Source organism: Pricia sp. (genome assembly GCF_041745955.1).
Classification (GTDB): domain Bacteria; phylum Bacteroidota; class Bacteroidia; order Flavobacteriales; family Flavobacteriaceae; genus Pricia.
In genome coordinates this window covers 1-12,673 of the sequence record NZ_JBGTHY010000149.1, presented here as the reverse complement: position 1 = coordinate 12,673, position 12,673 = coordinate 1, and the positions used below count along the sequence as shown (strand labels likewise).

17 protein-coding genes and 1 pseudogene are annotated in these 12,673 nt (G+C 44.2%); 13 read left to right on the top strand and 5 right to left on the bottom strand.

Translation table 11 applies throughout. The features are described 5' to 3' along the window. The coding region (locus ACEW8S_RS05360; RefSeq protein ID WP_373517151.1) for a Gfo/Idh/MocA family oxidoreductase at positions 1-574 on the top strand (574 nt) is incomplete at its 5' end. 12 nt (positions 575-586) lie between these two features. Here the strand turns inward: ACEW8S_RS05360 and ACEW8S_RS05355 are convergent. Beyond that, positions 587-1,327, bottom strand: coding sequence for a LytR/AlgR family response regulator transcription factor (locus tag ACEW8S_RS05355; protein ID WP_373517150.1), 741 nt, complete (start codon positions 1,325-1,327; stop codon positions 587-589). After that, complete coding sequence (locus ACEW8S_RS05350; protein WP_373517149.1) at positions 1,328-3,115, bottom strand: histidine kinase; 1,788 nt, start codon at positions 3,113-3,115, stop codon at positions 1,328-1,330. Between the two features lie 179 nt (positions 3,116-3,294). Between ACEW8S_RS05350 and ACEW8S_RS05345 the strand changes: the two genes are divergently transcribed. The 9 genes from ACEW8S_RS05345 to ACEW8S_RS05305 all read left to right on the top strand — a co-directional run bounded on the left by ACEW8S_RS05345 (position 3,295) and on the right by ACEW8S_RS05305 (position 9,263). Further along, a complete protein-coding gene (locus ACEW8S_RS05345; protein ID WP_373517148.1) occupies positions 3,295-3,621 on the top strand; it encodes a hypothetical protein in 327 nt (108 codons plus the stop codon). A 20-nt stretch (positions 3,622-3,641) separates the two neighbouring features. Continuing rightward, positions 3,642-3,974 carry a hypothetical protein gene (locus ACEW8S_RS05340; protein ID WP_373517147.1) on the top strand — a complete coding sequence of 111 codons (333 nt, stop codon included), beginning with the start codon at positions 3,642-3,644 and terminating at the stop codon, positions 3,972-3,974. A 92-nt stretch (positions 3,975-4,066) separates the two neighbouring features. Beyond that, a complete protein-coding gene (locus ACEW8S_RS05335; RefSeq protein ID WP_373517146.1) occupies positions 4,067-4,636 on the top strand; it encodes a hypothetical protein in 570 nt (189 codons plus the stop codon). Positions 4,637-4,690: 54 nt separating this feature from the next. Continuing rightward, positions 4,691-5,290, top strand: coding sequence for a hypothetical protein (locus tag ACEW8S_RS05330; RefSeq protein ID WP_373517145.1), 600 nt, complete (start codon positions 4,691-4,693; stop codon positions 5,288-5,290). A gap of 44 nt (positions 5,291-5,334) precedes the next feature. Beyond that, entirely contained in the window at positions 5,335-5,865 is a 531-nt protein-coding gene (locus ACEW8S_RS05325; RefSeq protein ID WP_373517144.1) for a hypothetical protein, read from the top strand. Between the two features lie 93 nt (positions 5,866-5,958). Beyond that, positions 5,959-6,990, top strand: a complete 1,032-nt coding sequence (locus tag ACEW8S_RS05320) for a hypothetical protein (RefSeq protein WP_373517143.1) — start codon at positions 5,959-5,961, stop codon at positions 6,988-6,990. A 4-nt stretch (positions 6,991-6,994) separates the two neighbouring features. Continuing rightward, positions 6,995-8,242: a hypothetical protein gene (locus tag ACEW8S_RS05315; protein WP_373517142.1), complete on the top strand. Its 1,248-nt coding sequence runs from the start codon at positions 6,995-6,997 to the stop codon at positions 8,240-8,242. Positions 8,243-8,286: 44 nt separating this feature from the next. Continuing rightward, entirely contained in the window at positions 8,287-8,538 is a 252-nt protein-coding gene (locus ACEW8S_RS05310) for a T9SS type A sorting domain-containing protein (protein ID WP_373517141.1), read from the top strand. Further along, entirely contained in the window at positions 8,535-9,263 is a 729-nt protein-coding gene (locus ACEW8S_RS05305; RefSeq protein ID WP_373517140.1) for a hypothetical protein, read from the top strand. The genes ACEW8S_RS05310 and ACEW8S_RS05305 overlap by 4 nt, the downstream gene beginning before the upstream one ends. A 103-nt stretch (positions 9,264-9,366) precedes the next feature. On the opposite strand, the gene ACEW8S_RS05300 is transcribed toward ACEW8S_RS05305, so the two are convergent. The 3 genes and pseudogenes from ACEW8S_RS05300 to ACEW8S_RS05290 all read right to left on the bottom strand — a co-directional run. Further along, positions 9,367-9,831 carry an ASCH domain-containing protein gene (locus ACEW8S_RS05300; protein WP_373517139.1) on the bottom strand — a complete coding sequence of 155 codons (465 nt, stop codon included), beginning with the start codon at positions 9,829-9,831 and terminating at the stop codon, positions 9,367-9,369. Positions 9,832-9,906: 75 nt separating this feature from the next. Beyond that, the gene (locus tag ACEW8S_RS05295; protein ID WP_373517138.1) at positions 9,907-10,098 is read right to left on the bottom strand and encodes a GMC oxidoreductase; all 192 of its coding nucleotides are present in this window, start codon (positions 10,096-10,098) and stop codon (positions 9,907-9,909) included. Next, positions 10,092-10,331 (bottom strand): annotated as a pseudogene (locus ACEW8S_RS05290) (GMC family oxidoreductase); the annotation flags it as partial. The pseudogene ACEW8S_RS05290 and the gene ACEW8S_RS05295, both read right to left, overlap by 7 nt. 157 nt (positions 10,332-10,488) lie before the next feature. Here ACEW8S_RS05290 and ACEW8S_RS05285 point away from each other — a divergent pair. From ACEW8S_RS05285 to ACEW8S_RS05275, 3 genes are all read left to right on the top strand, one after another. Next, positions 10,489-11,547: a sugar phosphate isomerase/epimerase family protein gene (locus ACEW8S_RS05285; protein ID WP_373517137.1), complete on the top strand. Its 1,059-nt coding sequence runs from the start codon at positions 10,489-10,491 to the stop codon at positions 11,545-11,547. Positions 11,548-11,694: 147 nt separating this feature from the next. Continuing rightward, the gene (locus ACEW8S_RS05280; RefSeq protein ID WP_373517136.1) at positions 11,695-12,450 is read left to right on the top strand and encodes a DUF1080 domain-containing protein; all 756 of its coding nucleotides are present in this window, start codon (positions 11,695-11,697) and stop codon (positions 12,448-12,450) included. Positions 12,451-12,536: 86 nt separating this feature from the next. Further along, the coding region (locus tag ACEW8S_RS05275; RefSeq protein ID WP_373517152.1) for a YicC/YloC family endoribonuclease at positions 12,537-12,673 on the top strand (137 nt) is incomplete at its 3' end.

Genomic DNA, 12,673 nt, shown 5'->3' with positions numbered 1-12,673 from the left:
CCCCAAAAAAGCGGGAATCAGCTCGTGTATCGCCGATATAGGCGTTCACGCTTTCAATATGGTGGAATATACTACCGGATTACAAGTGAAATTCATTTTAAGCGATTTCAATTATTTGTACAAGGATAATAAAATGGATGTCGATGGCACGGTACTTATCCGAATGGGCGACCATATCAAAGGCGTTATCCGAAGCAGCCAAGTCGCCACGGGCGAGGAAAACGGATTGGCCATTTCCATCTACGGAGAAAAAGGGGCGTTTCGGTGGGAGCAGGAAAATCCGAATTTTCTTTACCTGTTGAGTGACACCAAACCCACCCAGATCTATAAGCCGGGCCATGCCTACAACAGTAAACTCTCCTTGGCCGGAACGAAATTGCCACCGGGACACCCTGAAGGGATTTTTGATTCCATGGCGAACATCTATCTCGGTGCTGCTAAGGCCATTCGTGGCAAGAAGTACGATGATGGCGAATTCCCCACTATGACCGACGGCGTTCGTGGAATGAACTTTATCGAGGCCACAGTGGAGTCGAATAAAGGCGGTAACGTTTGGGTCGAGCTGGGGAAATAAATTCTCACTGACTCAAATCAACCGTTTCAAAAAAGCATCCTTGCGCCGCGTGGAAACCTCTAGGTGGGTATTATCGTTCATGGTGACGTACCCTCCTTTTCCCTTCACATATTTTTTCACTTCCCTCAAATTAATAAGATGCGAATTGTGGATCCTGAAAAAATGTTCCGGCTCGAGGAGCTCTTCAAAGCTTTTCAAGGTTTTTGATACCGTTATTTTTTTGCCGTTTTTTAAATGGATATCCGTATAGTTCACGTCGGATCTGCAGCGTACAATATCGGTAACCTCCAGAAATTCGTAGCCGTCCATGGTGGGTACCGTTATTTTTTTTACCGTATGCCGTGCCTCTAGGTTATGCAAAAGCACATCGATTTTTTGTTCTAGGTGTTTAGAGGCCGATTTGGTTTCAAATTTAAGCAGGGCAATCCTTAAGTCATCGGCATCGATCGGTTTTAAGAGATAATCTACCGCACTGAACTTAAAAGCCCGCACAGCGTATTTTTCATGGGCCGTGGTGAAAATCACTTCGAAGGAAATGGGCGAAACCATTTGAAGAAATTCAAACCCGGTCCTATCATCGATCTGGATATCTAAAAAAACAAGGTCGGGAGACACTTCTTTAATTAAGGAAAGGGCATTTTGCAAAGTTCTTGCCGAACCAACGCATTTAATTTTTTCACGGAAAGGCACGAGCAGTTCCTTTATCCAATCGATACCATGTTGTTCGTCGTCTATTATTACTGCCCGTATCATTTAAAATGCCAGTTGCAGGGGGAGTTCGACTTCTACGCGAACGCCCTCATCTTTGTCGATTACCCGAACGTTTCCGTTGCTATTTTTGCGTTTGTTGACGATGTCTATCCTACTTTTCGTCAATTTCATCCCCAATGATTTGTTTTGGTCCGCTTTTTCGACCAGGTTCTCTTTATTCCTTCCCACCCCGTCATCATCGATGGCATAAACGATCATATTTCCCTTTTTTTGCACATCGACCACAATATGGCCTGGTCCGTTCTTAGGGGCGATACCATGCCAGATACTGTTTTCCATAAAGGGCTGTAATATCAACGGGGGCACCAAGGTGTTTTCTGCATCAAGCTCGGTATCAAGCTTGATTTCAAAGGTAAATTTTTTATCGAGCCTTTTGGATTCGATTTCAAGATAGGTCGTAAGCAATTCAAGGTCATCTTTGAGCGGTATCTCCTTCTTTTCGGAATTTTCCAACGTCTGCCGCATCAGCTTGGCAAATTTGATCAAATAGTCGCTGGCAGCAATTTTATCGTTTTTGGCGATAAAGGAGTTGATGGAGTTTAAGGAATTGAAAATAAAATGGGGGTTCATCTGCGACCTTAGGGCCTTCAGCTCGGTATCTGCCACCTTGGTGTTGAATTCGGCTTCCGCTTTTTGTGACAGGGCATCCCTGCGACGCTTGTACAGTACCAAACCGATTAAGGTGGCCAAAAGCAAGCTGCCGCCGCCTAGCATAGAACTGTTTCTGAGGGTTTTTTGCCTACTGATCTCGGCTAGGGCAATGGTTTGGGCTTTCTCATTCTCAAAAAGGAGGTCTTTTTTTATCAGTTCAGATTTTTTTTCCTCGTTGAGAATACTATCCCTTAGAGTAATGTGTGTTTTGTAGGCATCAAGGGCATCGGTTGTCCTATTTTGATTTTCATAGACTTTGCTTAATGTTTCCCAGGCAAGGGACTCCCATTCCAAACTGCTATTATTTTTTGAAATGGTGATACTTTTAAGTAATGCTTCCCGCGCATTGTCCATTTGGTTTTCATCCACATATAATTCCCCAATATTTCTAAGAATTACACTTTGGGAGTACATATTGCCATTTTCTTGGGCGCTGCTCAACCCTAATTTTAAATATTTTAAGGCCTTTTTGTTATCATCGATATATTGATAAGTCCGTGCCAGATTGTTGCAAATTGTGGGAATATATGCTTGAAATGGCTTTTTGTTGGCCATTTCCAAACAAATTAAAAATTCATTGATCGCTTCGAGGTATTGCTTTTGTTCGGTCTTTATCGTAGCAATATTGAACAATGCTATTAATTCGTTCTTCTTTGCGGCAGCTTCCCGTGCCAATGTTAAATTTGAACGATAATTACTTAAGGCCTTGTCATAATCCTTTAGGTCGGCATAAATATTGGCAATGTTGTTATGAATGGATGCTTCCAAAATTATATTTTTCACGCCTTTACTATATCCCAACGCTTTATGAAGAGCATTCAACGATTTTTCATAATCGGGCTTGTAGTATTCAATTAGGCCAAGTTGATTGTACGATTTTGCCAGCCCTTCCTCCCAATTTAGAGCCGTTGAGTTTTCCATGGCTTCCTGCGCAAATTTGCCGGCGTCACCCAAATTTTTAAAGACTAGCGCATCGGATAGCTTCAGCAGCGTGTTTACGCGAACAGAGTCGGTTTGTTTTTGATTTTCTAAAATCAATTCCAACGAATCGATTTCACTTTGCTGGGAAATACCCCTCAACGTCGCAAAAATCAGTACGATTAAGACAGCTGCTCTCATAATTAAGGTGGTTCGGGCAGAAGCAGGCGGACTTGGAGACAATCTAAGTTAACATTTTTTAACAAATATCTTCAAATTGGTTGCAGAAAATAATCCATTCGCCACAAAAAATAATTCTGCATAGTTTTTTATGGAAGAGGCATATAGCTTTAAACCTATAAAAACCAAAATCAGGGGTTATGAAAATTCTCAAGGCAATAGCATCAAAATTAACGATGGCAATAATTTTAATCTTTTCGCTAAGCTGCGGAAGCGGCAATCCCGATTTTGAAGGCGAATGGGTCTGCAAATCGGATAAGATGAACACCATTGGCATAAACAAAATCGGCGAAAAAACCTATGAGCTCGATTTTGGAAATAACATGGTCCTATCGGGCGAGGTCAATAACGATGGTGTATTGGCGGTGGAAATGCTGGGCAACGTTTCACGGTTTTCCATCAGTAAGGGCGAGCTCAGATTCTCTGGCGTCTTTGCCGATAATTGTGCGGACTATATTAAACAGTAATATCCAAAAACACAGAAAGAATGAGAACGATCAAATCAACAATTATAGCAATGTGTATCGCTTCAATACTACATGCGCAGGAAGCGGAAAGATCATTCGTACCCAATTTTGTAAAGGACGGCAAAGTGGAAAACTTTGAAAGGGTGGTGGGAAAAATGGAAGCCAAGGCCATAGGGTTTGGCTATGGTGGTGCCAACCGATACCTTACCGTTTTCGAAGGCCCCGAATCCGCAATAAGGTTTAATGCTGGAAATCTGCCGCAATTCATTTTTGCATATCCTCAAGGGGGTGAGGCCAATAATGTACAGACTAACTCCGGAGATTTCAAAATATACTGTTTTGGAGTAGTTTGACGGAACGGATATTTCCCCGGATGTTTGGTAAGCAATCAAGACTTTTTAAACCAGATAGTCCCGATAGTCATTGTAAGTAAAAACCAAAAAACATGAAAAAACTAAAAATAATACCCGTCGCCCCAATCGTGATTCTTCTTTTGACATTTGCCTTTTCTGGGTGTTCAAAAAATAGTGACGACCCCATTACCGTCGATGGGGAATATTTTATGCGGTTTAAAACGGATGGGGATGCCGTTGCCTATACCGAAACATCTGCACTTTCGTTTGATATTCCGGTACGAGATCCGAGCTATGCCTATATTATATCCGGCGGGGATGGCGAGGCGGGGTTCAACCTATACATTAGTTCAACTACACCGATAGAGGCCAATAAAACCTATGATGAAAAAATCGTGTTCGAGGATGGTCCACAGGCAATTTTGGGATCTTCGTTGACCGTTAACGATACTATTTATTCCTATAAGTCGGCAATAACTACACCAAATGGAGCAATATACCTATCATGCATCATTAAAATTACCGAAGTGTCCGATACCAATATCAAAGGCACTTTTTCAGGGGAATTAAGGGATGCCATTAATGTCGGCAACGATACTAAAATCAGAATAACCGAAGGATCTTTCAACTCCAAACGGGATTTTCTCGGGGTAGATAATTGAACCCATTAAACAGTTACACTCCTCCAAGGGAATGAAAATTTAAAATCAGCACTTATGAAAAATATGAGATTAACTATCGCACTACTGACACTAACATTGGCCATAAACTTAACTGGCTGCTCGAAGACTGATGGCCTAAGTCCTGAAGAAGAAATGTTGGCCGCCGATCAGTATTTTATAAAGTTCAAAGTGAACGGAAAATTGAAAGTATTTGCGAATGACAATGTAAACAGTGTGGTGCTGGGAACATTCAACGATTTGGCAGATACTGGGACTGGAGATCAATATGCATCGGGTATTATAGGCACAAATGACCTAAATGGCGACGAAGCTTATTTATCCATCACATTCAGCACATTTGAAGAAACCCTTCTGAATACCGCATATACCGACTACGAACCAAATGACCCAAAGATTAGGGCCGCCACCTTCATTGCTATTTATACTGTAGACGAAATAATCTACGGCAGTGTCGACGAAGTATTTTCTGCAACCCATCCAAAATATACCTCCGATTCTGAAATTTCTTTTATCGAGGTTGGGGAAAAATTTACCAAAGGGCGATTTTCCGGTACATGGTACAATGTTGGAAGTAATGATCCTTCCCTCAAAATAACCGAAGGGGAATTTTATGTGCCAAGACTAAAGAAGTAATATAGTTTCAATGAACCTAGTACTAACCAAAAAAACGTAGTACCATGAAAAAATCAATCGTTTATCTCGTCATCACTTTATTGGCAACCTCTTTTATTACGGCACAGGAATTTAACAAGGGTACGAATGTCATCAATGCGGGAGTGGGCCTCGGGGGTAGTTATAACATTTACGCATCTCCTTCGCAAAGCCCAGTAATCAGTGCAAGTTTTGAACGCGGTATTTGGGAGGTGCCGGGGCCCGGGGTAGTAAGCTTGGGAGCTTATTTGGGATTTAAAAACTATAAATATTCCAATAACGACAAATGGAGCTATACGATTATCGGAATTCGAGGAGCCTATCATTACAATGGACTGGAGGTGGAGAATCTGGACGTTTATGGTGGGGTAATGGCCTCATACAACATTCTTTCCTATGACGACAATCGGTATGGGGGTTTAGGCAGCTATGGCAGCCGCCCGAGCGCTACGGCATTTGTAGGTGGCCGCTGGTACTTTGGCGAAAACTTCGGGGTATTTGCCGAAGCGGGCTATGGGGTGGCCTATTTGACCGCTGGGGTTTCTTTTAGGATATGATGACAGTAATGTTTGATCGTAAAAGCGGAAGCCTCAAAATGTGTAATGAACACCCTAAGTAATTAAACCGATTAACAATTAAAAACTACAGATATGAAACGAAAAATTACTTTCCAAGTAGTGGCGTTTATGGCCACATTTCAATTTATGAGCGCCCAAAGCACCATTACCGTTGACAACACCCCGGGCAGCAATGCCCAGTTCAGCGATTTACAAATTGCGATAGCAAGTGCGCAGAGTGGCGATATTATTTATATCCAGCCCTCCGAGGTCAGTTATGGCGATATTCTTGTGGACAAACCCTTGACCCTTACGGGTTTTGCACATAGTGGGGAAAAACAAACCCTGATCCGTGATATTCGATTTGGCGAGGCCGCCTCCAATTGTAAATTCAGCGGTCTACGTATTACCAATCAATTTAGGGTTCAACTGAACGATGAAAGCGTCACCTTGACCAATATGGTCATTGAAAACTGTAGGATTGACGGCAGTATGTCATTCCTCCAGGGCGGTGTAGATAATATGATTATTAGAGGCTGTGTAATTTGGAGTTTGGGGGGGATCTCATCAGTAAATCACTATACGAATACGTTAATTACAGACTGTATAATCACAAATAATATCTGGGTATCAAACCACCAGTCCACCACTATCAAGAACAATCTTTTCTTAACAGGAAGTATGCGGCCCATCGGGAATGATGCTGGTAATAGTGGCACCTTAACCGTACAAAACAATATAATCTATATTTCTAGTTCTAGTACGATTGATAGAAATCATATGGATGTTATTTACGAAAATAGTTTGATTTATAACCGTGGTTCGGGGAATGCCCTTCCCTTACAGGGCACTGGTAATCTGACCAACCTCGATCCCTTATTTGTAGAAGACAATGATAATATTGCTTTTGAAGCAACCTTGGACGATTACCACCTTCAGACGGGTTCTGTTGCCATTGGTGCAGGTGTAGATGGCGAAGACATTGGCCTATACGGTAGCGGTGATTTTGTGTTCAACAATTTTGGCCTGCCCAACGGTATCCCCACCGTAAAGATCGAGGCCATTACCAATACGGTGGCCCCCGGTGAGAACATCAACTTGGTCATCAGCACTAACACCCACTAAGATCATGAAACGCACCTTATTCATACTATTCGGTCTTTGGACCTATATCGCGGCGGGGCAATCCATACCGTCGGGGGAGTATTTTTTTGATACGGAACCCGGGGTGGGGAGGGGCACTTCAATCGCCCTGAACGGCAATACGGGCCAATTGACACAGTCCCTGGCAATACCGACCACCGGATTGTCCGATGGGTTCCATAATTTTTATATCCGAACGCTTGACAGCAACGGCATTTGGAGTCTTTATGATCGCACCGTTATCTTTATTACCTCCTTTAATAATACCTCCGGGCCTATCATTGCGGCGGAATATTATTTTGACACAGATCCCGGTTCGGGCAGCGGCATTGCCTTGGCGGTGGACGACAATACGGGCCTGTTGTCGCAATCCTATGTTATCCCAACCATGGGTCTGTCGGTCGGTGCCCATACTTTTTTTATTCGGGTACAGGACGAAAGCGGGGAATGGAGTTTAGCGGATAGCGCTACCATTCAAGTTTCGGGCGATGCCATTGACAATTCCGTAACGCTTGATGGTACCACATTGACCGCAAATTATAACGCTTCCGGAGCAGCGTATCACTGGATCGATTGCGACAATGGTATACCGATCGCGGAGGAAACCAATAGAAGTTTTGAGGTTTTGGAAAGTGGGAATTATTCCGTGGAAATTACACAGGGGGCGCAAACCGTGGTCTCGGAATGTATCGCCGTGACGGTCACGATCGATCCCGACGATACCGATGGTGATGGCGTACCGAATGGCTTGGATGCCTGTCCGCAGACTCCCAAAAATACCGCGGTAGATGTTGCGGGCTGTGAGGTATTTTCTTTGGCCACATCCAATTTTAGGATACGTTCCACGGGAGAATCCTGTGTAAACAGTGCTAACGGAAGTATTCAAATTGACGCCGAGAAGCTACTGGACTATTCAGCGACCCTGACCGATACCAATGGGGCAACGGTCAATACCTTTACTTCCGACACCAGGTTTGAAAATTTGGTGGCAGGCAAGTATTCCCTATGTATTACGGTAGCCGGACAAGCGGGTTATGAAAGTTGCCAGGAGGTGGTAATCACGCAACCGGAAGCCTTGACCGTCACTTCCAAAATACATGCTTCAAAAGGCAAGGTAACCCTTAGCTTAAAGGGAGGAAAAACATATACCGTCCATTTGAACGAAGAGGTTTACACCACCTCTGAAAATGAAATAACGCTTCCCCTTTCGGCAGCAAGAACAACCTATCGGTAAAGACCGATAAGGAGTGTCAGGGCACCTATGGGGAAACCATTCTATTGGCTTCCAAAACATTGGTCTACCCGAACCCGATCAACCGCGGGAATCTGACCGTGTACCTTGGGGAAGGGGATTGGGGAACCGTTGAGGTTAGCCTTTATGCCGCAAATGGCACGAATATGCTTAAAAGATCCCAAGAAGTGTTGAATAGTGAGATACAATTCAATGTTGATGCACTATCAAAAGGGATGTATATGCTCGCCATAACAGCGAAGGATGCCCAGTTGCACTATAAAATAATACGAAAATGAAAAATAGACATTTAGTGGCCGTTTTGATCGCAATTTTGTTCGCGTCGTGTGGGGGAGGTGATGATGGAGGAGGCGATGATGGGGGAGGTTCGACCCCGGGCCCTGATCCGGATTCCGCACCAGCACCTTTGGCAGCTGTACTTATTTTTCCCGATAACAACTTGGAATGCAATGAAGGTAGCATTTTGAGCGAAAGCCAAAGTAATGTCACTTTTGAGTGGAACGCTGCACAAAACACCGATAGTTACGAAGTTACCGTTGTAAATCTCAATACCAATACGAACCAAACATCCAACTCCGCTACGACCAGTAAAACAATCACCTTAGAAAGAGGGTCTCCCTACGAATGGTTTGTAGTGTCCAAGGCCAACGGGACCGATAAGACGGCAACCAGCCCCAAATGGAAGTTTTACAATCAAGGTCCGGGTATTGAAAATTACGCCCCTTTTCCTGCCGATGCCGTCAATCCAAAAAGAGGGGAAACCTTGCAGGCAACCACAAAGATAACCTTGGAATGGCTCGGAAACGATGTTGATAACGACATCGAATCCTTTGAGGTGTTTTTTGGAACGGAAAAAGACCCAACGGTTTCTTTGGGAGCAACCGCTGAGAGCACGATGGAAGCGACGGTAGTTTCTAACCAAATATACTACTGGAAGGTAATTTGCACAGATAGCCAAGGCAATACTTCGCAGTCGGAAATTTTTGAATTTAGGGTACTTTGATGATCAGGTCGCTTGCGGACGGATGTATTCATACTTGAAACCCGCTTTTAATAAAGAGTTGGTCAAAACTGGAAAAGTGAATAGGGAAGAGGGTAAAGACCCACTACCGCCGAAAAACCATCTCAAACTCCTGACAGACCACAATCATACTTTCGCGCGGCACACGACCGAAGCTTTCGAGTTCTTTGGTAGAATACGCCCAGTGTACTTTTTTCCAATACGCCAGGCTTTTGTCGCCTTCGCCCTCGCGTTGGGCATATTCCGTATCGATCGCAAAGAAGGGTTTCAGGGTAACCTTGGTGGTGCGCACTATGCATTGTGCTTTGCCCTCCCAATCGGTAACGATAATAAAATCCCCGATTTTGGGTAATGCCTCTTTACGGTACTGCATCCCTAAGAGCGAATGGGAGGTCGCCCTTTTTATGCCTTGTTTTACGAGCTCGGCACATTCGTTGGCATCCTGTTCGTTGTTGCAGAAGTGAACCACTTTTGGGGCATCGACAAAGGCATGTTCTAAATGTTTGTCTAAATAATCGCCCCAAAGGGCGCGGGCCGAAGCGTTTTCCATAGTTATCGGTACAGGTTAATGCGTAGTGCCAATTTTTTTAAATGTATTTATCCTTCTAGAAATTCAAACCTGACCTTAAGCAAATTTCCCTGCCTTCAACTGTTTCACTGCATGATCCGCCGCCCTCGCCGTAAAGGCCATATAAGTCAACGATAGGTTTACGCAGTTCGATGAGGTCATAAAAGCGCCGTCGGTTACGTACACGTTGGGTACGTTATGTACTTGGCTGTGTTTGTTAACTACCGAGGTTTTGGCGCTATGGCCCATCCCACCCTTTTTTGAACATGGTATTTTTTCTCGTCTTTCTGCGAGAGTTCTCCTTTTAAGGGGTAGTCCCATTCGTCGTCGTTCATCGTGGGGTAGTCCTCGATATGCTTTACCATCCGTCCGCGTTCGAGTAACAACGTCTTTAATCCGCTTTCACACAACTCCTTGGCCGCCCAACCACCACTGATTCCGGTGAAGACCACAATGGCGTCATACTGCTCCTCTACATTCATATGGCAATTCTATTTTATTTCTGATGGTTTTCCTTATATTTATCACATCCCATGTGAATACTATTTTATGGGAATATTAGGAATTAAATATAGGGCTTATTCTTAAACCGAACACTATTCACAATAAGTTCAGTATCAAAAAGGAAATTACAAAAGGATGAAAACAATTAAAGGACCCGCCGTTTTTTTGGCTCAATTCGTAAATGACAAGGCACCGTTCAATTCTTTGGACGGCATGTGCAAATGGGCGTCGGACTTGGGATATAAGGGAATTCAGATACCGACTTGGGAAAGTTTTCTCATCGACAACGACAAGGCCGCCGAAAGCCAGGACTACTGCGATGAATTAAAAGGAAAAATTAACTCGTACGGACTCGAAATCACCGAACTCTCCACCCATTTACAGGGGCAATTGGTTGCGGTGCACCCCGCCTATGACTTGATGTTCGATAATTTTGCCCCGGATAAGGTTAAAAATAATCCAAAGGCACGTACCGAATGGGCGGTCAATGTGGTGAAAAAAGCAGCGACCGCCAGTCGTCGATTGGGACTTAACACACATGCGACCTTTTCGGGGGCTTTGCTTTGGCATACCTGGCACCCCTGGCCGCAGCGCCCACCCGGATTGGTGGAACTGGGCTTCGAGGAGCTGGCCAAACGTTGGTTGCCGATTTTGGATCATTATGAAGAAGAAGGAGTGGATGTGTGTTATGAAATCCATCCCGGCGAAGACCTGCACGATGGAGATACTTTCGAACGCTTTTTAGAAGCCACGGGAAACCACAAGCGGGTCAACATCCTATATGACCCCAGCCATTTCGTATTACAACAACTGGATTATATCGAGTATATCGATTATTACCATGAGTTTATAAAATCCTTCCACGTAAAGGATTCGGAGTTCAATCCCACCGGAAAAAAAGGCGCATTCGGAGGCTACAACAACTGGGGAGATCGCGCCGGAAGGTACCGTTCGTTGGGCGACGGCCAAATTGATTTCAAGACCATTTTCTCGAAACTCACCCAATACGGCTGCGATGTCTGGGCGGTGATGGAGTGGGAATGCTGCATCAAGAGTCCCGAACAGGGCGCCCGAGAAGGAGCCGTTTTCATTCAAGACCATATTATAGAAGCGACCGAAAGGGCCTTTGATGATTTTGCCGGTGCCGATATCGACAAAGATCGGTTGAAAAGAATATTGGGAATTGAAAAATAGACGATTGAGACGCGATGCATTGCATCTTTACGGTTGTACATACGATTACATTTGCAGGCGCGTTTGGCAGAAATAGTAATGACCTTTTAAATTAATAGCGAAACCTATCCGTCCGGCAGGCGGATTCATTTCTAAAAACAACATCCTATGAAAAACCTGACCCTAGTTATTTTTATCGCAGCCACCATTTTCGGATGCAAAGATAAAACCGAAAAATCCCAAGAAGAAATGACCGCCGAACGCATTGAAGAGGCCGAAGCGGAGAAGCCCCCGCAGGAATGGACGGTGCTTTTCGACGGCACGTCATTCGATGGATGGAAGGAATTTCAAAGCGACAGCGTTTCCGATACTTGGAAAATAGAGGAGGGTGTTATAGTTTTCCATCCTCCCAAAAATCGTAAGGATGGAGAAATACACGATTTGGTCACTGAAAAGGAATTCACCAATTTTATACTTTCGTTGGACTGGAAAATATCCGAAGGCGGCAATAGTGGTATAATGTGGGGCGTACAGGAAGACGAGGAGTTTAAAAAGCCGTACAATACAGGTCCTGAAATTCAAGTGCTCGACAATAAAAGGCATCCCGATGCCAAAGCGGGCACTACCCATCAAGCGGGCGCACTATACGATATGGTGGCTCCTTCGAAAGATGTTACGAAACCAGCCGGGGAATGGAACACTATGGTGGTCACCGTTGATAATGATGAAAAAAGGGGAAGTGTCGAACTCAATGGTGAAGAGGTGGTGACCTTTCCGGTGGCCAATGAAATGTGGAATACCATGGTATCGAAATCCAAATTTGCCGATTGGGACGGTTTCGGGAAGTTCATTCAAGGGAAAATAGCCCTTCAAGATCATGGCGATGAGGTCTCTTACCGCAATATCAAGATTAAGGAACTCTAAAGAATTTAAAACACCAAACTTGTCCCACCCTGAGCGCAATCGAAGGGCCAAACTTCCTTATATTAGCCAAATTCCAAAAAGCCCCTATGATCCAATCCATGACCGGATTCGGGAAGCACGTCATACAGCTTCCTTCTAAAAAAATTACCGTAGAGCTCAAATCCCTGAACAGCAAAAGTTTGGACCTGAGCGCAAGGATGCCCTCGGCCTACCGCGAAAAAGA